22 protein-coding genes are annotated in these 23,037 nt (G+C 63.9%); 11 read left to right on the forward strand and 11 right to left on the reverse strand.

The features are described 5' to 3' along the window. Positions 1 to 20: 20 nt before the first annotated feature. From RFM98_RS12295 to RFM98_RS12320, 6 genes are all read right to left on the reverse strand, one after another. Positions 21 to 2,075, reverse strand: coding sequence for a M3 family metallopeptidase (locus RFM98_RS12295; RefSeq protein WP_320309118.1), 2,055 nt, complete (start codon positions 2,073 to 2,075; stop codon positions 21 to 23). Positions 2,076 to 2,155: 80 nt separating this feature from the next. After that, on the reverse strand, positions 2,156 to 2,572 hold the full coding sequence (locus tag RFM98_RS12300; protein WP_320309119.1) for a DUF4440 domain-containing protein: 417 nt from the start codon (positions 2,570 to 2,572) through the stop codon (positions 2,156 to 2,158). 10 nt (positions 2,573 to 2,582) lie between these two features. Beyond that, positions 2,583 to 3,224, reverse strand: coding sequence for a carbonic anhydrase (locus RFM98_RS12305; protein WP_320309120.1), 642 nt, complete (start codon positions 3,222 to 3,224; stop codon positions 2,583 to 2,585). 144 nt (positions 3,225 to 3,368) lie between these two features. Then, the gene (locus tag RFM98_RS12310; RefSeq protein WP_320309121.1) at positions 3,369 to 4,133 is read right to left on the reverse strand and encodes a DUF429 domain-containing protein; all 765 of its coding nucleotides are present in this window, start codon (positions 4,131 to 4,133) and stop codon (positions 3,369 to 3,371) included. Beyond that, positions 4,130 to 5,014, reverse strand: coding sequence for a pyridoxal kinase PdxY (gene pdxY / locus RFM98_RS12315; protein ID WP_320309122.1), 885 nt, complete (start codon positions 5,012 to 5,014; stop codon positions 4,130 to 4,132). The genes RFM98_RS12310 and pdxY overlap by 4 nt, the downstream gene beginning before the upstream one ends. 136 nt (positions 5,015 to 5,150) lie before the next feature. Continuing rightward, a complete protein-coding gene (locus RFM98_RS12320; RefSeq protein WP_320309123.1) occupies positions 5,151 to 5,402 on the reverse strand; it encodes a hypothetical protein in 252 nt (83 codons plus the stop codon). 152 nt (positions 5,403 to 5,554) lie between these two features. Between RFM98_RS12320 and RFM98_RS12325 the strand changes: the two genes are divergently transcribed. From RFM98_RS12325 to ppa, 5 genes are all read left to right on the forward strand, one after another. After that, on the forward strand, positions 5,555 to 6,199 hold the full coding sequence (locus tag RFM98_RS12325) for a LemA family protein (RefSeq protein ID WP_320309124.1): 645 nt from the start codon (positions 5,555 to 5,557) through the stop codon (positions 6,197 to 6,199). 169 nt (positions 6,200 to 6,368) lie between these two features. Then, positions 6,369 to 7,223, forward strand: coding sequence for a TPM domain-containing protein (locus tag RFM98_RS12330; protein WP_320309125.1), 855 nt, complete (start codon positions 6,369 to 6,371; stop codon positions 7,221 to 7,223). Positions 7,224 to 7,229: 6 nt separating this feature from the next. Then, positions 7,230 to 7,868: a TPM domain-containing protein gene (locus RFM98_RS12335; RefSeq protein ID WP_320309126.1), complete on the forward strand. Its 639-nt coding sequence runs from the start codon at positions 7,230 to 7,232 to the stop codon at positions 7,866 to 7,868. Positions 7,869 to 8,086: 218 nt separating this feature from the next. Continuing rightward, the gene (locus RFM98_RS12340) at positions 8,087 to 8,596 is read left to right on the forward strand and encodes a GNAT family N-acetyltransferase (RefSeq protein ID WP_320309127.1); all 510 of its coding nucleotides are present in this window, start codon (positions 8,087 to 8,089) and stop codon (positions 8,594 to 8,596) included. Between the two features lie 222 nt (positions 8,597 to 8,818). Further along, positions 8,819 to 9,352, forward strand: coding sequence for an inorganic diphosphatase (gene ppa, locus RFM98_RS12345; RefSeq protein WP_320309128.1), 534 nt, complete (start codon positions 8,819 to 8,821; stop codon positions 9,350 to 9,352). 10 nt (positions 9,353 to 9,362) lie between these two features. Here the strand turns inward: ppa and RFM98_RS12350 are convergent, their stop codons facing one another. The 4 genes from RFM98_RS12350 to RFM98_RS12365 form a co-directional block, all read right to left on the reverse strand. Further along, positions 9,363 to 10,310 carry an ABC transporter permease gene (locus tag RFM98_RS12350; protein WP_320309129.1) on the reverse strand — a complete coding sequence of 316 codons (948 nt, stop codon included), beginning with the start codon at positions 10,308 to 10,310 and terminating at the stop codon, positions 9,363 to 9,365. A gap of 3 nt (positions 10,311 to 10,313) precedes the next feature. Then, the gene (locus RFM98_RS12355; RefSeq protein ID WP_320309130.1) at positions 10,314 to 11,291 is read right to left on the reverse strand and encodes an ABC transporter permease; all 978 of its coding nucleotides are present in this window, start codon (positions 11,289 to 11,291) and stop codon (positions 10,314 to 10,316) included. A 1-nt stretch (position 11,292) separates the two neighbouring features. After that, positions 11,293 to 12,756, reverse strand: coding sequence for a sugar ABC transporter ATP-binding protein (locus RFM98_RS12360; RefSeq protein ID WP_320309131.1), 1,464 nt, complete (start codon positions 12,754 to 12,756; stop codon positions 11,293 to 11,295). A gap of 146 nt (positions 12,757 to 12,902) precedes the next feature. Beyond that, positions 12,903 to 13,919: an ABC transporter substrate-binding protein gene (locus RFM98_RS12365; RefSeq protein ID WP_320309132.1), complete on the reverse strand. Its 1,017-nt coding sequence runs from the start codon at positions 13,917 to 13,919 to the stop codon at positions 12,903 to 12,905. A 197-nt stretch (positions 13,920 to 14,116) separates the two neighbouring features. On the opposite strand from RFM98_RS12365, the gene RFM98_RS12370 reads away from it, so the two are divergent. The 6 genes from RFM98_RS12370 (at position 14,117) to RFM98_RS12395 (ending at position 22,499) form a co-directional block, all read left to right on the forward strand. Beyond that, a complete protein-coding gene (locus RFM98_RS12370; RefSeq protein WP_320309133.1) occupies positions 14,117 to 16,528 on the forward strand; it encodes a glucan 1,4-alpha-glucosidase in 2,412 nt (803 codons plus the stop codon). 86 nt (positions 16,529 to 16,614) lie between these two features. Continuing rightward, on the forward strand, positions 16,615 to 17,628 hold the full coding sequence (gnd, locus tag RFM98_RS12375; RefSeq protein WP_320309134.1) for a phosphogluconate dehydrogenase (NAD(+)-dependent, decarboxylating): 1,014 nt from the start codon (positions 16,615 to 16,617) through the stop codon (positions 17,626 to 17,628). 13 nt (positions 17,629 to 17,641) lie between these two features. Next, positions 17,642 to 19,018, forward strand: a complete 1,377-nt coding sequence (gene zwf / locus RFM98_RS12380; RefSeq protein ID WP_320309135.1) for a glucose-6-phosphate dehydrogenase — start codon at positions 17,642 to 17,644, stop codon at positions 19,016 to 19,018. 15 nt (positions 19,019 to 19,033) lie between these two features. Beyond that, entirely contained in the window at positions 19,034 to 19,738 is a 705-nt protein-coding gene (locus tag RFM98_RS12385; protein WP_320309136.1) for an ROK family protein, read from the forward strand. A 207-nt stretch (positions 19,739 to 19,945) separates the two neighbouring features. Then, the gene (locus tag RFM98_RS12390; protein ID WP_320309137.1) at positions 19,946 to 20,407 is read left to right on the forward strand and encodes a Ros/MucR family transcriptional regulator; all 462 of its coding nucleotides are present in this window, start codon (positions 19,946 to 19,948) and stop codon (positions 20,405 to 20,407) included. A gap of 853 nt (positions 20,408 to 21,260) precedes the next feature. Further along, positions 21,261 to 22,499 carry an MFS transporter gene (locus RFM98_RS12395; RefSeq protein ID WP_430682297.1) on the forward strand — a complete coding sequence of 413 codons (1,239 nt, stop codon included), beginning with the start codon at positions 21,261 to 21,263 and terminating at the stop codon, positions 22,497 to 22,499. 193 nt (positions 22,500 to 22,692) lie between these two features. On the opposite strand, the gene RFM98_RS12400 is transcribed toward RFM98_RS12395, so the two are convergent. Then, a complete protein-coding gene (locus tag RFM98_RS12400; RefSeq protein ID WP_320309284.1) occupies positions 22,693 to 22,956 on the reverse strand; it encodes a hypothetical protein in 264 nt (87 codons plus the stop codon). Positions 22,957 to 23,037 lie beyond the last annotated feature (81 nt).

Here is a 23,037-nt window from a genome sequence, read left to right on the forward strand (position 1 = left end):
GGGGAGAAGGAAAAGGCGCGCTACACCAATCCCCGCTTCACCATCATCGCTTCCGGCGAAGGCATCTTCCCACGAAATGCGGTATAAAGCTCTTCAGGGTCCTTCGAGCCGCCGGCGGCGTAGATGTTCTTCCTCAACCGCTCGGCGAGCGCCGGATTGAAGGGATCGCCCGTCTCCTCGAAAGCCGAGAAGGCGTCGGCGTCGAGCACTTCCGACCACATGTAGGAATAATAGCCGGCTGAATATCCGTCGCCGGCAAAGACATGGCCGAAATGCGGGGTGCGGTGGCGCATCGCGATCGTGTCCGGCATATGCAGCTTTTCGAGCGTTTCAGCCTCGTATCGAAGCGGCTCTGCGGGTGCGTCCGGCCTGGCATGATAGGCCATGTCGATCAGCGCCGAGGCGGTGAACTCGACCGTGGCGAAGCCGGCGCCGAAGGTACGGGCGGCGAGCATCTTGTCGAGCAGCGCCTTCGGCATCGGCTTGCCGGTCTTGACGTGCAGCGCATGCTTTTCCAGCACCGCCGGCACCGTCAGCCAATGCTCGTAGAGCTGTGAGGGCAGTTCGACGAAATCTCGGCTCACGGACGTGCCCGAAACCGATGGCCAGGTCACGTCGGTCAGCATACCGTGCAGAGCGTGGCCGAACTCGTGGAACAGGGTCTTCGCTTCATCGACGGAGAGAAGCGCAGCCTCGCCGGCCGGCGGCTTGGCGAAATTCATGATGTTGTAGATCACCGGCTTGGCGCCGTTGCCCAACTTGTAGCCGGATTGCAGCGCGCTCATCCAGGCGCCGGAGCGTTTTGAGGGCCGCGCGAAATAGTCGGCCAGGAACAGGCCGCGCTCGCTGCCGTCGGCATTTTTCACCACGAAGGCACGCGCGTCGGGATGCCAGGCGACAATGCCCTTCTTCTCCTCGAAAGTGATGCCGAAGAGTTTTGTGGCGACGTCGAAGCAGGCCTCGATGACACGCTCGAGCTGCAGGTATGGCTTCAGCTCCGCTTCGTCGAAGGCGAATTTCTCGGCGCGCAGCTTCTCCTGGTAGAAGCGCCAGTCCCAGGCCGCGAATTTCTCGTTGCTGCCGGCTTCCGCGGCAAGTCGCTCCAGGTCCTTCTGGTCGGTCGCGGCCTTTTCCAGCGCCTTTTCCCAGACAGGATCGAGCAGGTCGTGCACGGCCTTCGGCGTCTTCGCCATCGTGTCGTCGAGCTTCAGCGCCGCGAAGGAGCCGTAGCCGAGCAGCTGCGCCTTTTCGGCGCGCAGCTTCAGCATGTCGCGCACAACGTCGGTGTTGTCGGTGGCGCCGCCATTCTGGCCGCGCATGGTGAAAGCGCGGAAGGCGATCTCGCGCAGGTCGCGGCGCTCCGAGAAGGTCGAGAACGGCTCGTAGATCGAGCGCGACAGCGTCACCGCATAGCGGCCCTTCTGGCCGCGCATCCCGGCCGCTTCGGCCATGGCGCTCTTCAGAAAATCGGGCAGGCCGGCAACGTCGGCCTCGTCGAGGAACAGCGCCCAGTCGCGCTCGTCGGCAAGCACATTCTGGCCGAAATTGGTGCCGAGCGAGGAAAGCTCCTCATTGATTGCCGCGAGCCGCTTCTTGCCTTCGGCGTCCAGTTTCGCGCCCGACCGGACAAAGCCCTTCCAGGTCTTTTCCAGCACGCGCAGCGTTTCCGGATCGAGGTCCAGGCTTTCGCGGCGCTGGTAGAGGTCGTCGATGCGGGCAAACAGCTTCTCGTTCATCGAGATCGCCGAGAAATGCCGCGACATTTTCGGCGAAATGTCGCGCTCCAGCGCCTGGATCGTGTCGTTGGTGTGGGCGCCGGCGCGGCACCAGAAGATCGACGAGACGTGGTCCAGCGGCTCGCCGGCAAGCTCCAGCGCTGCCAGCGTATTGTCGACGGTCGGCGCCTCGCCGTTGCCGGCGATGGCATCGATCTCTGCCTCATGCGCCTTTAGCGCCGCGTCGAAGACGGGACCGAAATCATTGTCGCCGATGCGCGAGAAATCCGGCAGGCCGAGCGGCCCTTGCCAGGCAGTCAGGGGATGGGCGGCGAGGTCGACGGTTTTCGAGGATGGCATGGACTGTTCCGGTGAGCTGATTGGAAGGCGGGTGGCACGGATGTAGGGCGATGCCGCGCATCGCGCAACTCGCGCCTGGCTCAGTAGCCGCTGCAGTCCTGCGCCACCGCCGTCTGGGTGCTGGCGGTGATACGCCCACCAGCGACGGTGAAGGTCTCGCGCATCAGCGTGTCGTTGTTGGGGAAGTCGTAGCAGGCGAGCACCGTGGTCTGGCCGTTCTCGCTCTTTTCGATGCGATGCCGGATCGTGGCGCCCGCGACGGCGCCCTGCCATTCGTCGATCGAGGCGATGAAGTCCTGCTTGGTCTGGACGACGCCGATGTCGTCGAGCGTCATGCGCACGTCGTCGGCGAGCAGCTCCGCCAATTCGCCGCGGTCGGCGGCCAGCAGCGCCGAATACCAGCGGTCGATGATGGCGCCGTCATCGGCGCTGGCGCGGACGATCGAGGACAACAGCAGCGTCGCCGCGACAAAGAACCTCCACAAGGCGCAGTGCATCACCCCTCCCTTACAGCTCGGGCCGCTCGAAATCGCCGGTTTCCTTGTTCATCACCCAAAGCTCCCCGGTCGAGATGTCGAACCAGGCACCGTGCAGCGACAGCCTCCCCTTGCCTTCGAGGATCGAAACGCAGGGAAAGGTCCGGAGATTGGCGATCGAATAGCGGATCGAGATGCGCTCCAGCGCTGTCTGGCGCTCCGTTGCCGTCATCATCGTGCTGGCGGCCACCGTCTCGGCGGCCGGCGCGATCAGGCTCATCCACTTGCCGATGAAGTCGCCAGGCGACAGCGGTGCAAAGTTGGTGTCGAGCGCGGCGCGGATGCCGCCGCAGCGGCCATGGCCCATCACCACGATGTTCTTGACCTTCAGGCTCTGCACCGCGAATTCGAGCGCGGCCGAGGTCGAATGGTACTCGCCGTCCGGTTCATAGGGCGGCACCAGATTGCCGACATTGCGCAGCACGAAGAGCTCGCCCGGACCGGCATCGAAGATCGCTTCTGGCGCCGAACGCGAATCGCAGCAGGCGACGATCATCGTCTCGGGTGCCTGACCCTCGCGCGCCAGCGAGCGATAGCGGCCGCTTTCGGCGGGATAGCGGCCGCTCATGAAGTTGCGGTAGCCGGTCAGCAGATGTTCGGGGAGATGGGGCATGGGCGGCGTCTTGACCCTTTTTCCGGGTTGGAGGCGGCAGCACGTTCTATTGCGGCAAAGGCTCTACCGGCAAAAGGTGTCCGCGGGCAATGCCGAATCGCGGACGGCTCCGTCGCAATCGCGATGGATCCGGCATGGCTCGATCTACGCCCAGATCGCGATTGGAATACCGAAGCGGTCGGCCAGCGGCGGGTCGGGCGAAGGCCGCGCCTCGCCGCTGGCGATACGTCCGGCAATCAGCATCATTGCCGCCGCGTCGAGGAAGTCGTCGCTCGCCGCGCCTCGTGGCGGTGCCTGGTCGAGAAAGCGCTTGTCGTAGCCATGCCGGCAAAGCAGCGCCTTGCGTTCCTCCATGCCGGCCGGATTGACCGAACCTTTGATCTTCTTCGGCAGGGCCATCGCCGTGCCGCCATTCAGCCGGCAGAACGCCACTTCCGGATGCGATTCGAAGATGCGGCGACGCAGTTCCGGCCGCGCGATCAGCAAGGAATCGATCTCGCGTATCTTCGAGAAAATGCCGAAAGCCTGGATGGAAACGCCGCGCGGCGGGTCGGAGGTCTCCATCGCCACCGCGCTTGCCAGCCGATGCGCCGCATGCCAGGCCTCGATCGTGGTGAAGTCGCTGGTGTCGGCGTAGAGCGCCGCCCGCGAGGGAATGGCGAAAACGCTCGATTGCCGCGCCCCGAGCAGCGGCCGCACCAGCGCTTCCGGTCCGCGGCCGCCCTTGCTCGAAGAATCCGGCAGGCCGATAGGCATGTCGACGGCGATCGTGGCGTCCGGCAACGCGTCGAGCAGCAGCTGGAAACTCGGAAAGACCGAGACCGATGGCGGCGTATCCAACTCGCGGTGGACGGCAATCCAGCCGGCCTTGCAGCCGTCGACGCCTGCCAGCCCGCCGTCTGGCTTCACGCCCGCTTGTCCCGCCCGGGATGCAAGAGATGGCGCAGTTGCACCATGGCCATGGGGTGCGACAGGCTCTGCGCGTCGGTTTCGAGTTGCAGCTCGTCGCCGCCGCGCTTCGCGGTGCGGGCGAGTATCTCGTAGACGGCGGCGGTGGTCGATTGCAGCGCCTTGACCGCCGGCTGGCCGGAGAGGACGCGCGCCAGATAGACGGCGGCAGTCAGGTCGCCAAGCCCGTTCGGCGGCTTCTCGATGAGACGATGCTCGGCGAGCAGCGCATGGCTGCCATCAAGCAGGAAATTGCCGGTGCCACCCGTCATCATCGCAGGCGCCGAAGTCACCAGCATGGTGGACGGGCCGGCATGAAGTGCCGCCGCCGTCACCGCCTTGATGTCGGGCAATGGCGCGCCGGCCATCCATTCCAGCTCATAGCGGTTGGGTGTGGCGATATCCGCTATCGGCATCAATTTGTCGCGCATGGCGACGGCCGTCGGCTCCGGCACGTAGAGTCCGCCGGAATCGCCCATCACCGGGTCGCAGATGTAAAGTGCATTCGGCGTCTTTTCCTTGACGGCAGCAACCAGCGAGGCGACCGCCTCAGCCTGCCCTGCCTCGCCGAGATAACCCGAAAGCACGGCCCGCACCTCGCCCAGCCAGGGCGCGCGCTCGAGATCGGCCATCAGCGCCTTGAACTGATCGAGAGGCGGCACGATGCGCGTAGCCCGGCTGTGGCCGGGGTGCCACGGCAGGATGACGGTCGGCACCGCCCAGACCGGGAAGCCCAGCGTCTCCAGCGCGAACACCGCCGCGCGGTTGCCGACCGAGCCGCGGGCGACATGGCTGGAGATGACGATGACCGCGCCCGGCGCGTCGGTTTTTTCTGCACTCATGAAATTCGATCCTGGAGCGTTTCACCGTTTCACAGACACGGCGAGCCTCTCTATCTCCTTGTTTGACGCAATTCCGGACGGAAGGCTACGGCGAAGCCGCCGAGCCCAACCGTTTCGCACTTTTCCTGGAATTGCTCTAGCCGCCACGCGTGGCGGCATACACCAGCCAGACCAATAGCCCAATGGCGATGAAGAAGCCGAGCGTTCGGCCAATGCGGGTTCCCCAGTATTCGATAGGATCGGCGCGATCGGCGTCGGCAGCGGTTACGCGGTCGCGTGCGTCCTTCGCCGCGCGGGCGATGAACGATGCGCCGCCTGGCTCCGTCTCTTGCGCCACACGTTCGAGGATGCGGCGCGATTCGGTCTCGTCGTCCCGGCGCTCGGCCATGGCAATTGCCCTTTCCTGCCCGCAGCTTAGCCTGTTCTCGCTTCTATTCACAGTGGCGCACGGCTGAACGAAATCGGCGTCACGAGCCGGACATTTTCTTGCGCGTGGATTGTGGTAATGCTTCGCCTGCAACTTCTGTCGAGGAACCAATCATGATTACCGAGCGCCTCTCATTACGCTCCTCCTTCCGTACCCTGCCCGCTTTCCTGATGATGGTTTTCGTGCTGCCGCTGCTTGCCGGCTGCGGCTACAACACCATTCCGACGGCGGAAGAGAACGCCAGAGCCGCCTGGAGCGAGGTGCTCAACCAGTATCAGCGCCGTTCAGACCTGATCCCTAACCTGGTCGAGACGGTGAAAGGCTATGCCTCGCATGAAAAGGACACGCTCGAGGCGGTCGTCGAGGCGCGCGCCAAGGCAACGCAGATCACGGTGACGCCCGAGACGCTGAAGGATCCCGATGCGCTGAAGAAGTTCCAGGATGCCCAGGCCGGGCTGACAAGCGCGCTGTCGCGGCTGATCGCGGTGTCGGAAGCCTATCCCGACCTCAAGGCCAACCAGAACTTCCTGGCGCTGCAGGCGCAGCTGGAAGGCACCGAGAACCGCATCGCCGTGGCGCGGCGCGACTACATCCAGGCGGTCAGGGACTACAATCTGACCCTGAAGACCTTCCCCTCCGTGCTGTGGGCGACCTTCTGGTTCCGCGGCAACGAGCCGTTCGCGAACTTCACCGTCGACGAAGACAAGATGCAGGTGCCGAAGGTCGATTTCGGAACGAGCACGAAGCAGGGCGGGTGAGCGCTTCGACTGAATTTCATTGAGCCTGTCAACGTTGCGTTCCTTCGCGCCCCCCTCTGCCCTACCGGGCATCTCCCCCTCTAGGGGGGAGATTAGCTGTGCCGTCGACGGCGGTCCCCTTGCAGCGATGGAGATTGGCGAAGGCCAAGGTGACGTCCAATCTCCCCCCTTGAGGGGGAGATGTCCGGCAGGACAGAGGGGGGCGCCTCACGCCAACCGCTCCTTCGTTGGCATTTTGCTGAGCGTCTTCCTCGCCCTCCTCCCGCTCGCCGCCCTCGCCGCCGACCTTCCGGCCCTCACCGGCCGTGTTGTCGACAATGCCGGCATCATTGATGCCGGCACCCGCGCGGCACTGACGCAAAAACTGGCGGACTTCGAGACCAAGGGCTCCGACCAGATCGTCGTCGCCACGATTCCCAGCCTCGGCGGCGAGGAGATCGAGCCTTACGCCAACCGGCTGTTCCGCTTCTGGAAGCTCGGCCAGGCCAAGGAGAACAACGGCGTGCTGCTCTTGGTCGCGCCCAATGACCGCAAGATGCGGATCGAGGTCGGCTACGGGCTGGAAGGCACGCTGACCGACCTGCACACCAAGCTGATCATCGAGAACGACATGGTGCCGGCCTTCCGCGCCGGCGACTTCTCCGGCGGCATTACCAAGGCCGTCGACGACATGATCATGGTGCTGGAGGGCAACCCGGAGGAACTGGAAGCGCGCGGCAAGCGCAACGAGCAGGCGCCGTTCAACTCCGACGACCTTTTCTTCGCCATCTTCATCACCATCTGGGCGCTGATCTTCTTCGGCGGCATCGCAATGACGGTGCTGCCGCCGATCTTCGGCCAGAGGATCGGACCCGGCCGCTATCGCTGGCTCGGCATGACTTTCGAACCCAGCCGGCGATCCTCTTCGTCGGGCGGTGGCGGCTGGTCGTCAGGCGGCGGTGGCTGGTCCTCGGGAGGCGGCGGTGGCGGATTTTCCGGCGGCGGCGGTTCGTCCGGCGGCGGCGGCTCTTCGGGAAGCTGGTGAGGCATCATGGCAACGCGATCGATCAGCGCCGAGGACCATGACCGCATCGCCGAGGCGATCCGTGCGGCCGAATTGAAGACCGACGGCGAAGTCTACTGCGTCGTCGCCCATTCGAGCGACGGCTACTTCTTTGCGGCCGCGTTCACGGCGACGATCGGCCTGTTCATCGCCAGCCTGGCCGTCGCCTATGGGCTGGAGGCCTGGTGGCTGAGCATCCGGCTGCCGCATTTCGTGCTGGCGCAACTGCTGGCGCTGGCCTCGGTGTTCGTCCTGCTCTGGCTGTGGCCCGCCTTACGCATTCATTTCGTGCCGAGAAGGCTGCGCTATCAGGCGGCCCACGCCAATGCGATGAAGCAGTTCCTGGCGCGCAATGTGCATCGCACCCAGGCGCGCACCGGTGTGCTGATCTTCGTCTCCATCGCCGAGCATTATGCCGAGATCGTCGCCGACGCAGGGATCAATGCCAAGGTCGACCAGCATGTCTGGGACGGCGTGATCCGCGACCTCACAAAACATGCCGGCGACGACCGGCTGGCCGAAGGTTTTGTGCACGCGATCGAGACTGTCGGCGCAATGCTCGCCCAGCATTTCCCGGTCACCGAAGGCGACACCAACGAGCTCGACGACCACCTCGTCGAAATCTGACAAGAGCATGATGCCGAAAAGTGTGAAGCGGTTTTCGGGCGACATCATGCTCTATCTCTTGGATTTAGAGACGGATTCAGATTTCAGGTTGATTCGACCTGAAATCATCCGGCTCTAGGCCCCTTGTCCGCCAGCACGCCTTTGGCCTGTGCGAAAGCGTCGACGGCGTGTGCCGGACTCTTTGCAATCAGGCGACGCGGGTTTATGGTTAACCAATCATGAACACGCTGACGATCGACATCCGGAAGGCAGAGCCGCGCGACGCGAGCGCCATCGCCGAGGTGCACCAGCAGGCCTGGCGCGGCGCTTATTCGGGCATCATCCCGCACCGCACGCTGACCTCGATGATCAATCGCCGCGGCGTCGACTGGTGGGCCAACGCGATTCGCAAGGCGGCAACCGTGCTGGTGGTCGAGATAGGCGGAACCGTCGCCGGCTATGCCACGATCGGCAAGAACCGCGCCCGCGAGCTCCGGCAGCAGGGCGAGATCTACGAACTTTACCTCCGCCCTGAATATCAGGGCATCGGGTTAGGCAGCCGCCTGTTCAAGGCGGCGAAGGCGCGCCTCGCCGACCATGGCCTGCGCGGCCTCGTGGTGTGGGCGCTGGAAGACAACCACAACGCCTTGGCCTTCTATGCCGGCAATGGCGGCCGCGATGTCGCCGAAGGCGTCGAGGTTTTCGAGCAGAAGGCGCTGAAGAAGGTAGCCTTCGTCTGGAACGACTAGAGCAATTCCAGGAAAAGTGTGGGCGGTTTTCCGCCCGGAATTGCGTGAAAACGACGACATAGAGCTTTTCACCGTTCCGTGGAACGGTGAAAAGCTCTAGCGTCGCCCAGGTTACAATCCATCACAAACTGTGCGCTTCCGTTAGCGTCCCGCACTATTCGACGCATTGCGCCATGACGCTTCCCCCGCTATCGGTCTTTTCAATCGAGAGAGGGATAGACCATGCGTATCGAAGCCGTGCCAATCGGGAAGAACCCGCCTGACGACATCAACGTCATCATCGAGGTGCCGATCGGCGGCGAGCCGATCAAGTACGAGATGGACAAGGAGGCGGGCACTTTGTTCGTCGACCGCTTCCTGCACACCTCCATGCGCTATCCCGGCAATTACGGCTTCGTGCCGCACACGTTGTCGGGCGACGGCGATCCGATCGACGTGCTGGTCTGCAACACCCGTGCCCTGGTGCCGGGCTGCGTCATCAATGTGCGGCCGATCGGCGTGCTGATCATGGAAGACAATGCCGGCCAGGACGAGAAGGTGATTGCGGTTCCCTCGCCCAAGCTGACACTGCGCTACGAAAACGTCACCGAATACACGCATCTGCCCGAGATCACGCGCCAGCAGGTGCAGCACTTCTTCGAGCACTACAAGGATCTCGAACCCGGCAAATGGGTCAAGATCGAGGGCTGGCACGATTCCAAATACGCCAAGAAGATGATCGTCGACGCGATCGCGCGGGCCAAGGCCGTCAAGTAGGCCGAGGCCCTTATCGCACCGACTTATCGCCGCCGGCGGCGGTTATCACCCCGACGATGATCAGCCCCGTCAGCACCAGCCGCACGCCGGCGCTGACGCCGAAGGTGTTGAGCATGGTGAGCAGGAGCACCAGGAACAGGCCGGCGCCCCAGACGCCGGGCACGTTGGCCTTGCCGCCGGCAACCGACGTGCCGCCGATGACCACGACCGCGATCGAGGCGAGCAGGTATTCGTTGCCGATGTCGACATTGGCGCCGCGGAAATAGCCGGCAAGCAGCGCGCCGTCGATGCCGCCCAGCGCGCCGCACAGCGTGTAGGTGAGGAAGCGGATGCGGCCGACATTGACGCCGGCCAACCAGGCGGCGCGGATGTTCTGGCCGATCGCCAAGACCGAGCGGCCATAGATCATGCGCTGCAGCGCAAGTGCGGCGCCGATCGTGAAGAGCACCGTCAGCATCGCCAGCACCGGAATGCCCAGCACCTGCCAATTGGTGAAATCGGCAAAGCCCGGCGGCGGCTTGATCTGCAGGCCGCGCCCGTAGCTGATGTCGACCGACTGGATGATGAAGCTTGCCGACAGCGTCGCGATGATCGGCGGGATGCGCAGCGCCCAGATCAGCAGGTAGTTGATGGCGCCGATCGCGGCGCCGCAAGCGAGCGCGGCAAGCAGCCCGACGACGATCATGGCATCGCTGCCGCCCATCACCTTCATCGCAACGGCGCTTGCCAGCCCGATATTGGCCGGCAGCGACAAATCGACATTGCCGGGTCCCAGCGTGATGACGAACATCTGGCCGACGCCGACGATGACGGTGAAGACGGCAAGCGAAAGCGCGGCCGTGACCATGCCGCCGCCGCCGTACCCGCCGGTGAAGGCGACCGTCGCCAACCAGACGACGAGCGCGCCGGCGAAGGACCAGATCCACGGTTTTTCAAGCAGAGCCCGCACCGAGGTCATCGCTCACCTCTCCCTGCGGCTGATCAGCACGCGTGCCGCCAGCACGATGATCAGGATCGCGCCGTTGGCGGCCACCTGCCAGTCGGGCGGGATGTGCATGAAGGTGAGCAGCGGCGAAGCGGCCAGCGCCAGCGTCAATGCGCCGAGCACCGCGCCGATCGGCGACACGCGGCCGCCAACGAACTCGCCGCCACCCAGAATGACGCCGGCTATGGAAAGCAGCGTGTAGCCGTTGCCGATATTGGCGTCGGCCGAGGTGGTGATGCCGATCAGCGCCATGCCGGACAGCACGCCGAACAGCCCGGTCAACGCGAAGAGCACCACCTTGGTGCGGAGCAGCGACCAGCCGGCGCGCCTGAGCGCCGCGGCGTTGCCGCCGGAACCGCGCAGGATCACCCCGTAGGATGTGCGCATCAGGCCGAAATGCACGACCACGGCGATGAGCAGCGCGGCCAGGATCGGGAACGGAATGTAGGGCGGCTTGAAGGACATGATCGCCAGCAGCCAGTCCGGCGCCTTGCCGCCGGGCTTGGGCAGGACCAGGATGGCAAGTCCCTGCCAGACGAAGCTCATGCCGAGCGTCACGACGATCGACGGCAGATTGCGCAGATGGATCAGCGCGCCGAGCAGCGCATAGACGCCGATCGAACCCAGCAACACCAGAATGCCGATGAGCGGCGCGTCCCTCAGCCATGTGGCGGTGACGCAGCCGACGAAGCCGACGAACGTTCCGATCGACAGATCGAGCTCGTTGCCGGCGATGACGAACATCTGCGCAATCGTCGCCAGCGCGATCGGGATCGCCAGGTTCAGCATGAGGTTGAAGCCGAAATAGCTGATGGCGCGCGGGTTGAGCCAGGCGATGGCGATCAGCACCAGCGCCAGCGACAAAGCCGGCAAAAGGCCGCGCAGCATGCGCGCCCTGGCCGCGCTACCGCGCGGTGAAGCTTTCGGGACCGTACCGGGAGCGATTGCCGTCATTTCAGGCCGCGTCGCCGAACGAGGACTGGATGATCTTTTCCTCCGTCAGCTCATCGCGCCGCAGATTGGCGACGATGCGACCGTTCTTGAAGACATAGACGTGGTCGCAATTGTCGAGCTCTTCGGTTTCGGTCGTGTACCAGAGGAAGGTGCGGCCCTTGGCGGCCTCCTCCCGCACCAGGTCGTAGACTTCGAGCTTGGTGCCGATATCGACACCGCGCATCGGATCGTCCATGAGCACGATTCTTGCGTCGGAGCCGAACGCGCGGGCAAACAGCGCCTTCTGCTGGTTGCCGCCCGAAAGTGAATAAATGTTGTTGTTCATGTCGGGCGTACGGATTCCGATCTTCTGCTTCCAGAATTCGGCGAGCTCGGCCTCGCGCTGCGGCGATATCAGCAGGCCGTTGCGCAGCCGGGCCAGCGAGCGGATGCCGATGTTCTGCGCGATCGACCATAGCGCGAAAATACCGTCCGACTGGCGGTCGCCGGCGACCAGCGCCACCGGCGCGGTCACCTCCATGCCTGCCTTGGCTCGGGCGGCGGCCGCGAAGATCGCCAGCAAAAGGTCGGTCTGGCCGTGGCCGGCTAGCCCGGCAAGACCGATGATCTCGCCCGCGCGGGCGACGAGCTCCTTGCCGTCCTGCTGCCTGGCCGGGCGCGCCCGCACCCTGAGCACGCCGGGCGAGGTCTTCCGGGCTTCGGTAGCGCCCTTCTGATGTCCTTCGGCGCCGCCCATGGCGGCGACCAGCCTGTCGCGGTCGAAGGCGCTTGCGGCATCGGCCGCGACCACCTTGCCGTCGCGCATCACCACGATGCGGTCGGCATTCTGCAGCACCTCGCCCAGCACATGCGAGATCAGGATGCAGCTGCCGCCCTTCTCGACGAAGCGGCGCACGAAGGCGAGCAACTGGCCCGCCGTATGCGCGTCGAGCGAAGAGGTCGGCTCGTCGAGGATGACCAGATGCAGCGGCTCGCTGGTCAGCGTGAAGGCGCGCGCCACCTCGACCATCTGCCGCCTTCCGATCGAGAGATCGCCGGCAATGTCATCCGCCGAAATGCCGTGGTCCGGAAAAATCTCGTCGAGCTTGGTGGCAATGAGATCGGCAGCCCTGCGCCGCCAGCCGAGACCGGTAAGCGCGCGATGGTTGATGCGCGTGTTCTCGGCGACGCTGAGGTTGGGGCAGAGCGACAATTCCTGGAAGACGCAGCGTATGCCGAGCTCGAGCGCGCGCGCCACCGAATAACTCGCTTCCGCATTGCCGCGCACCGCGATCTGCCCGCCATCCGGCCGCAGCGTGCCGGCCACCATATGCATCAGCGTCGACTTGCCGGCGCCGTTATGCCCGACCAGTCCGACGCACTCGCCGGCGCCGACATGGAAGTCGACGCCGTTAAGCGCCCGAACGGCGCCGAAATGCTTTTCGGCGCCGTCCAGTCTTACAATGTCTGCAATAGCCTGGAGCATCCTCAACTTTTATCCGGTTGGCGATGCGGCTGGCAACGTTGGCCGCGAAAATGGGACGACTTTTCTTCGAATCGTCATCCCACTTTATCTTATTGTTTGAGCATGATTTTTTCCGAAAACCGCTGCACACTTTTCGGGATCATGCTCTATTGCTTGATGTTGGCCTTGATGGCCGCGATGGCTTCTTCCTGCGTGTATTCGTGGGTGGCGACGCCGCCCTCCTTGATCTTCGGCAAAGCAGCCTCGAAATCGTCCTGAGTGAAGGCGAGATAGGGCACCAGGAGATCGTGCGGGATGTCCTTGCGACCGTCGAGCACCTGCTGCGCCACCCAGAAGGCGAGCGTCGACACGCCGGGGGCGATCGAGGCCGACCAGGTCTTGTAACCGTCCTTCTCCTTCTGCTCCTTCCACCACTTCAGCTCGTCCTGGCGGTTGCCCATGATGATGGTCGGGCGCGGCTTGCCGGCGGCGGCGAAGGCTTGCGCGGCGCCATAGCCGTCGCCGCCCTGGTCGACGATGCCGACGACGTCGGGGAGCGACGGCAGGATGGTCGCCACCGCCTTCTGCGCCGTGGTCTGATCCCAGTCGCCGGTCACCGACCCGACGATCTTGAACTCGGGATGGGCGGCGACGCCTTCGAGGATGCCGGCATGGATGGCATCGTCGATCGAGGTGCCGGCTAGGCCGCGGATTTCCAGCAGGTTGCCGCCCTTGGGCTGGAACTTGGCCATCTGCTCGACTTCCTGCTTGCCCATGTCCTTGAAGTCGACGACGACGCGGTAGGCGCAGGGCTCGGTGACGATGCCGTCGAAGGAGACGACGACGATGTTGGCGTCGCAGGCCTGCTTGATGGCGCCGTTGAGCGCATCCGGGGAGGCGGCATTGATGACGATGGCGTCATAGCCCTGCAGGATCAGGTTCTGCACCTGGGCGGCCTGGGTCGGCACTTCCTTGTCGGCGGTGGTGAAGACGTCGGCGGCCGCGACCACCTTGTCCTCGACCGCCTTCTTGGTGACGATGCCGTAGCTGTCGAGCATCGCCTGGCGCCACGAATTGCCGGCATAATTGTTGGAGAAGGCGATCTTCTTGCCGCTGGTGTCGGCAAGCGCGGTGCCCGAGGCGAGCATCGCAGCGAATGCACCCAATACGAGCAGTTTCTTCATGTCGGTTCCTCCCGAGGTTGCTGGTCTTAACGGATGGTCGTAACTCGAATTGCCTGTTTTTTATCTATTGTCAGACAAATTCAGAGGAACCGCAAGCTGTCAACTCCAAAGCATTGGCACTGCCCGATCAACTTGCGGTGCGACGATTGAAAAGACGGCGGCTCCTGGTCTAGGAACGCGGCAGGAGAGAGAATTTGATGGCAGTAACGCCGACCGTTGCTAAAGGCGCGCCCGGGATTCCGGCGCGCTGGACGTCGAGCGCCAAGAGCGGCGTCGGCACCGCGCTTTCGGCAAAAAGCCCGCTCTGGTTCACCGTCAGCCACGGCATTCTGAACGAAATCTATTATCCGCGCCTCGACAGCGCCTGCACGCGCGACCTGGGGCTGGTCGTGACCGGCCCTGGCGGCTATTTTTCCGAAGAGAAGCGCGACGCGGCCCATACCGTCGAACCTTTCGAGGACGGGGTCCCTGGCTACCGGCTGACCAACACTGCTTCCGACGGCGCTTACCGGATTGAGAAGCGTATCGTTGCGGATTCGAAACGACCTGTCCTGCTGCAGGAAACCAGTTTCACCGCGCTCGAGGGCCCCGCCGCCGACCATCGCGTCTACGCGCTGCTTGCACCGCATCTCGTCAATGCCGGCATGGGCAACACCGCCTGGATCGGCGAACACAAGGGGCAGCGTATTCTTTTCGCCAGCGGACGCGGCGTCTCGCTCGCGCTTGCCTCCTCTTTGCCCTGGGGCGACTGTTCGGCCGGCTATGTCGGCTTTTCCGACGGCTGGCAGCAACTGTATGACGTCGGCGCGCTCGAACCTTCCTGCCAGGTGGCCGAACACGGCAATGTCGCGCTGACCGGCGAGATCGGCTTTTCGACCGGCAAGACGGTTGCCCTGCTGGCGCTCGGCTTCGGCGCTTCGCCGGAAGAAGCGGCCGACCTCGCCTTGGCAAGCCTGAAGCAGGGTTTCGAGCCGGCCGCGAAAACCTATGTCGAAAACTGGCGGAAATTCCAGGCAGGGCTCGAAAAGCTCGACCGTCACGGCGCTTCCGGGCTGAACACCTACCGCGTCAGCACCGCGGTGCTGGCCTCGCATCTATCGGTCGCCAGACCCGGCGCCGCCGTTGCCAGCCTGTCGATCCCCTGGGGCTTCAACAAGGGCGACGACGACCTCGGCGGCTATCACCTCGTCTGGCCGCGCGACCTGGTCGAGACGGCGGGCGGTTTTCTGGCTGCCGGCGACGGCAAACAGGCGCTGCAGATCCTCACCTACCTGCGCTCGATCCAGCAACCGGACGGCCACTGGCCGCAGAATGCCTGGTCGGACGGCACGGCCTATTGGCCGGGCATCCAGATGGACGAATGCGCCTTTCCGCTGCTTCTGGCCGACGCCTTGCGCCGTGCCGGCCATCTGCCGCGCGCGAAACTCGCCGACTTCTCAGGAATGATCGAAAGCGCGGCCTCCTATGTGGTGCGCAACGGGCCGGTCACCGGCGAGGACCGCTGGGAAGAGGATGCCGGCTACAGCCCGTTCACGCTGGCCGTCGAGATCGCGGCGTTGCTTGCCGCAGCCGACATGCTCGATATCTTCGGCAAAAATGAGCCGGCAAACTATCTCCGCGAGACCGCCGATTGCTGGAACGACCAGATCGAGCGCTGGACCTATGTCACGGGCACCGGACTTTGTGCGAGCGCAGGCGTCGCAGGCTATTATGTCCGCATCGCGCCACCCGACGATGGCGGCGCCGCCTCACCGAAGGACGGCTTCGTGCCGATCAAGAACCGGCCGCCTGCCGACACGGACAAGCCGGCCGGGGCGATCATCAGTCCCGATGCGCTGGCGCTGGTCCGTTTTGGCCTCAGAGCCGCGGACGATCCGCGCATCGTCAATACCGTCAAAGCCATCGACGCGCTTTTGCGTTGTGAACTGCCGCAAGGCCCGCTCTGGTACCGCTATACCGGCGACGGCTATGGCGAGCACGAGGACGGCGCGCCTTTCGACGGCACCGGCCAGGGTCGGCCTTGGCCGCTGCTTGCCGGCGAGCGCGCCCACTACGAACTGGCCGCCGGCCGCAAGGACAAGGCGGCGCAACTGCTTGAAACCTTGGAACGCTCGGCGGGCGTGGGCGGCCTGCTGCCGGAGCAGGTCTGGGATCGCCCCGACCTGCCCGACCGCGAACTGCGCCTGGGCGCTCCTTCAGGCAGCGCCATGCCGCTGGTCTGGGCGCATGCCGAGCACATCAAGCTGTTGCGCTCGCTGCGCGACGGCGCTGTCTTCGACCTGCCGCCGCAAGGCGTCGAACGCTACATCAAGGGCAAGACGGCCTCGCCGCTGAGGACGTGGCGCTTCAACAACAAAATCCGCTCCATTCCCGCCGGCAAGGCGCTGCGCGTCGAGCTCTCGTCGCCGGGCGTCGTTCATTGGAGCAGCGACAAATGGCTGACGGTGCAGGATAGCAGGACTGTCAAAAATGCGTTCGGCGTCCATCTGGTGGATTTGCCCGTTAACCGCCTGCCGCCGGGAACCGCCATCGTCTTCACTTTTTTCTGGCCCGAAGCGATGCGTTGGGAGAATGTCGACTTCACCGTCGATATCGATGCCCAATCATGATCCCAAAAAGTGGCACCGGTTTTTTGGAAAGATCGTGATCAGACAGGACCGCCAGTAGATTTTCCTCAAGCAATCGGGATGAAACCATGCAGATCGGAATGATGGGACTGGGCAGGATGGGCGCCAATATGGTGCGGCGCCTGATGCGCGACGGCCATGAATGCGTCGTCTACGACATCAATTCGGCAAGCGTCGCCGGCATGGTCAAGGATGGCGCCGTGGGCGCCGCCTCGCTGGAAGAGTTCGTCGGCAAGCTCGCCAAGCCGCGCTGTGCCTGGCTGATGCTGCCGGCCGCGATCACCGGCAGGATCGTCGACCAGGTGGCGGCGCTGATGGAGCCGGGCGACATCATCATCGACGGCGGCAATTCCTACTATCACGATGCCGTCGACCAAGCGGCGAAGCTGGCGGTGAAGGGCATCAACTTCGTCGATGTCGGCACCAGCGGCGGCGTCTGGGGCCTGGAGCGCGGCTACTGCCTGATGATCGGTGGTCCCGATGAGGCGGTGAAGCATCTGGATTCGGTCTTCGCCACGCTGGCGCCGGGCGCCGATGCCGGCGCCAATCCGCCCAAGGATGCCGGCACGGCGCCTTTCGGCTATCTCCATTGCGGGCCGAGCGGCGCCGGCCATTTCGTCAAGATGGTGCATAACGGCATCGAATATGGCGTCATGGCCGCCTATGCCGAAGGCATGAACATCCTGAAGTCGGCCAATGCCGGCAAACGCGATCGGACGGCGGACGCGGAAACCAGCCCGCTCGAAAATCCGCAATACTATCAGTTCGATGTCGACCTGCCCGCGGTCGCCGAAGTCTGGCGGCATGGCAGCGTCATCGGCTCCTGGCTGCTCGACCTCACCGCAGGCGCGCTGAAGAGCGATCCGGCGCTCGCCCAGTTCGGCGGCCGCGTTTCGGATTCCGGCGAAGGCCGCTGGACGCTGAAGGCGGCGATCGACACCGGCGTCCCGGCGCCGGTGCTGTCCTCGGCGCTGTTCGACCGCTTCTCCTCGCAGGGCGAATCCCAATTCGCCGACAAGCTCTTGTCCGCCATGCGCTATGCTTTCGGCGGCCATCTCGAAAAGCCCAAGACCGGCGCGTGAGGAGAAAGACGGCATGAGCCAGGACAGGTCCGACACCATGGTGCTCTTCGGAGCGACCGGCGACCTTGCGCATAAGAAGATTTTCCCGGCGCTCTACCAGATGGTCGCCAAGGGGACGCTGACCGAGCCGGTGATCGGCGTCGCCTTCGACCCTTGGGACCTGCCCAAATTGGTGGACCGCGCCCGTGACGGCATCGTCACCGCGCTGGGCAGCATAGACGACGCGGTCTTTGCCAAGCTGGCCTCGCTGCTGCGCTATGTCAGCGGCGACTACCGTGATGGCGCGACCTTCGAGAAGCTGAAGACTGCGCTGGGCCCGGCACAACACCCGCTGCACTACATGGCCGTGCCGCCAACGATGTTCGAGACGGTCGTCCAGGGCCTGGAGCAGTCCGGCACCGCGCGCGGCGCGCGGCTGATGGTGGAAAAGCCCTTCGGCCACGACCTGCAGTCGGCGCGCTGGCTGAACCGGGTGCTGCATCTGGTGTTCGACGAGCAGTCGATCTTCCGCATCGACCACTATCTCGGCAAGGAAGCGATCCAGAACCTGCTCTATTTCCGCTTCGCCAACGCCTTCCTCGAGCCGATCTGGAACCGCAACTTCGTCGAGAGCGTGCAGATCACAATGGCCGAGGATTTCGGCATCGAGGGCCGCGGCCGCTTCTACGACGATGTCGGCTGCATCCGCGACGTGATCGAGAACCATCTGCTCAACATCCTGCTGCTGCTGGCCATGGAGCCGCCCGTCGGCCGCTCGGCCGACGACCTGATCGACGAGAAGGTGCAGGTGCTGCGCGCGATCCGCACGCTGACCAAGGACGATGTCGTGCGCGGCCAGTTCGATGGCTATCTCGCCGAGCCGGGTGTCCGACCGAACTCGCCGGTGGAGACCTTCGCCGCGGTGCGCTTCTTCGTCGACACATGGCGCTGGCGGGACGTGCCCTTCTTCATCCGCGCCGGCAAGAACATGCCGGTGCACGCCACCGAGGTGATCGTGCGGATGAAGCGGCCGCCGCTCGACGTCTTCGATCCGATCAAGCCTGGCGACGCTAATTATGTGCGCTTCCGCATCGATCCGCAGGTAGCGATCTCGATCGGCGCGCAGCGCAAGAGAGCCGGCGACGACATGGTCGGCGAGCAGGTGGAGCTCACCGCGCTCGACGACTCGAAGGGCGACATGCCGCCCTACGAGCGGCTGATCGGCGACGCCATGAACGGCAACGGCCAGCTCTTCACGCGCCAGGACGCGGCCGAGCTTGCCTGGCGCATCGTCGGCCCGGTGCTCGGCGACCCCACGGCGCCGGCAATCTACGCGCCCAAGACCTGGGGACCGGCCGATGCCATGAAAGGCTTCGGTCCACCCGACGGCTGGATCAATCCGACGAAGTAGACTGGGGAGGGCAAAATGGCGAAGGCATCAAAAACGACCGCGGCGGGCAGCGATCCGATCGTGCTCACCATCGATGTCGGCGGCTCGCATGTGAAGATCCTCACCAGCGCCGGCGGCGAGATGCGCCGCACCGCGTCCGGGCCGAACCTGACACCGGACCAGGTCGTCGCCTCGGTCAAGAAATTGGCCGAGGACCTGGAATACGACGTCATCTCGATGGGCTATCCCGGCCCCGTGCGGGACAACAAGCCCTCGCTCGATCCCTTCAATCTCGGCAAGGGCTGGAACGGCTATGATTTCACCGCCGCCTTCGGCAAGCCGGTGAAGCTCGTCAATGACGCGCTGATGCAGGCGATCGGCAGCTATGATGGCGGCCGCATGCTCTTCCTCGGCCTGGGCACGGGCCTGGGTGCTGCCATGATCATCAAGAATGTCGGCCAGCCGATGGAGCTTGCCCACCTTCCCTACAAAAAGGGGGCGAGTTTCGAGGATTATGTCGGCGAGCGCGGCCTGATAAAGCGCGGGAAGAAAAAGTGGCGCAGATACGTTTTCGACGTGGTCGACAGGCTTCGCGCCGCCTTGCAGCCCGACTATATCGTGATTGGCGGCGGCAATGTCGACAAGCTCGATGAATTACCCGAAAAATCCCGGCGTGGCGATAACACTCGCGCTTTCGCGGGTGGATTTCGACTTTGGCGCGACAAGGCACTGGTCGTCTGATATTGTTACATTTCAGTATAGGTGTTCAAAATAACGTGTAATGATGCGGCAGATCATTGCGCCGCGCAGATTTGCCGACTAGGAATTCGCCGGCCTGCGACCCCTGCGGCTTTCCGGATTCGCAAACAACGCTCGCAGCGCTCTAACATTACACATCGCGAAAACCGGATCGTTTTCGCGACCTTGCGGCAGAAATGGAGGGATTACGTGGACGAGGACACCAGCACAGCCAAGGAAGTCGACCTGCTTGAGATCACCGCTCACATCGTATCGGCTTATGTCGCGAAAAACCGCCTGCCCGCTTCAGGCCTGGGCGAGCTGATCGCCAGCGTCGCCTCATCGATCGGCGAGATCAGCCAACCGGCGGAGCCCGCGGCGCCCCCGCCGACCCCCGCAGTCAATCCCAAGCGCTCCGTGACGCCGGACTACATCATCTGTCTCGAGGACGGGAAGAAGTTCAAATCGCTGAAGCGCCATATCGGCGTGCATTTCGGCCTGACTCCGGAGGCTTACCGGACCAAATGGGGCTTGCCGGTCGACTACCCGATGGTCGCCCCGAACTATGCGGCGTCGCGCTCACAGCTCGCCAAGTCGATCGGGCTTGGCCGCAAGGCCGAACCGGAACCGGTGAAGCCCGCCAGGGGCAGGAAGGCCAAGGCGACGGCCTGAAATAACGCGCCTACACTCGATGATTTGAGGAAGCCTGCCGAGGAATCCGCCTTGGCAGGCTTCCTGCTTTTGGCTTGGATGTGGCCACCAGAGCAATTCCCGGAAAAGTGTAAAGCGGTTAGGCTCGGCGACTTCGCCGTAGCCTTCCGTCCGGAGTTTGCGTCGAAACAAAGAGATAGAGCGGTTCGCCGTTTCTGTGAAACGGGGAACCGCTCTAGTGGCACTGCACAGGGATTTTGACCGGTCGGCTCTGTTTGCGTTGGCAGGTGGCATGCCTGCCTTGGAGATTGGCCGAAACGCTCACCCCATCGTCATTCTAGGGCGGAGCGGGAAGCGAAGCGTACCGCGTAGACCCTAGAATCCATGCCGTGGCCTTGATCGAAGGCGCTGCGGAGCAGAATTCTGCACCGCAGCAACGCTTCCAAGTCACGGCATGGATTCTATGGTCTGCGCGCGTCGCTTCGCTCCTTGCTCCGCCATAGAATGACGACGTTGGGGCGGCTTCAACCAATCTCCGGCGTTGGCGCTGATTTCACGGAAATGAACGGAAAATCTTGCACCAAGACAAACGGCAACCTTTCAAAATCCCTGTGTCGGGAAACTAATGCATGTCGCCCAGAAGTGTGCAGCGGTTCTGGGACAACGACATGCATCAAAACAAAGACTTAAAAGCGCGTCGCCTGAATCCGGTTCAGCGCGACGCGCTTTAGTCGCGCAGAATTTCGATTTTCTTGGATCCAGCGCGGATTTTTTGCGCGCATGGCGAAGCGAACTGGTCTAAAGGGTTGCGGTCGGACCAGCGCCCACCGTGGAAGTGCCCCGCCGGCCGTTGTCACAACGGGGCCCTTGTATCATGACCGTCGAAGCAACTTCACCTGACCAGCGCTACGCCGCCTTCCGGCACCGCCCGTTCCTCAGCTACTGGACGGCGCGCTTCCTCACGACTTTTGCCACCATGATCGTGTCGGTCGCCGTCGGCTGGCAGGTCTATGACCTGACCCGCGATCCGTTCGACCTCGGCATTGTCGGCATCGTCCAGTTCCTGCCGTCGCTGCTCCTGGTGCTGGTCACCGGCGTCGTTGCCGACCGCTTCGGCCGTCGCCTGATCATGGCCTTGTCGACGCTGATCGAGGCCGGTTGCGCGTTGGGCCTGCTCTTTTTGACGCTGCGCGGTCTTACCAGCCCGCTGCCGATCTTCGCCGTGCTCGTCATGTTCGGCATTGCTCGCGCGTTCTATGGGCCGGCTTCGTCCTCGCTGTTCGCCAATCTGGTGCCGCAGGAGGATTTCGCCAACGCGATCGCCTGGAACTCGTCGGCCTGGCAGACGGCGACCATCGTCGGCCCGGTTGCCGGCGGCCTGCTCTACGGCGTCTCGGCGGAAGTCGCTTACGCCACCGCCGCCATCCTGATGCTCGCCGCCGCCTTGCTGATCTACACCATTCCGAAGCCCGCGCAGCAGACCGCCACGGACAAACCGACAATGGAGACGCTGTTTGCCGGCTTCCGCTACATCTGGAGCGAGAAGATCGTGCTTGGCGCGATCTCCCTCGACCTGTTCGCCGTGCTTCTGTCCGGGGCCTCGGCGCTGCTGCCGGTCTATGCGCGCGACATACTGCATCTCGGTCCCTGGGGTCTCGGCCTGCTGCGCTCGGCGCCCGGCATCGGCGCCGTCTGCGTCGCCGTCTGGCTTGCCGGCCACCCGATCCGCAACCATGCCGGCAAGATCATGCTGGGCTTCGTCGCTTTGTTCGGCGCCTTCACGGTGCTGTTCGGCATCTCGACCATCACCTGGCTGTCGATCACAGCGCTCGCCTTGCTCGGCGCCACCGACATGTTCAGCGTCTACATCCGCGAGACGCTGATCCAGCTCTGGACGCCGGACGAGGTGCGCGGCCGCGTCAATGCCGTCAACCAGGTGTTCGTCGGCGCCTCCAACGAAGTCGGCGAATTCCGTGCCGGCACCATGGCGGCGCTGATCGGCACCGTCCCGGCGGTTGTGATCGGCGGCATCGGCGCCGTCGCCGTTGCAGGATTGTGGGCCTATCTGTTCCCTGCGCTGCGGCAGGTCCGGCATCTAAACAGCCGGAACTGATTGAGCGCTGGATCTAAAGCGCGTCGCGCTGAAACGGATTCAGGCGACGCGCTTTAAGTCCTTGTTTTATGCATGTCGTTGTCGCAGAACCGCGTACACTTCTGGGCGACATGCATTTAAGCCGCTGGATCCGACGCTTGGGCCAATCAATCAGGCTACGCCGTCGACCAACGAGATAGGGTCGAGAGCGGATCTACTCCGAAAAGCTCACGCTGACGCCGCGCTGCCGAAAATAGGCCTGCATCAACTTGCGGCCCGCGCGGTTGTTCTGCACCAGCCTGGTCGGATCGAACACCGCCTGTTTCTTCCCCTCTCGTGCCAACGCCGCCTTGAGTGCCGCGATATGCGCATCGAGTTCGGCATTATCCGCTCGGAGTGAGGCGTAGATATTCTCGGTCGCCTCGGCCAGGGTCAGTTCGCTCACAGTATCTTCCTTTTGATTGATTGGGCGGCGCATAACACAGATTCGGGACCGCACCGATACCATCCGTTTTTGTTCCTCGCGTTTCGAGGGGATGGCTTCTATCTTGGAAAGAGC

The sequence above is a fragment of the Mesorhizobium australafricanum genome (assembly GCF_033977265.1).
Lineage (GTDB): Bacteria > Pseudomonadota > Alphaproteobacteria > Rhizobiales > Rhizobiaceae > Mesorhizobium > Mesorhizobium australafricanum.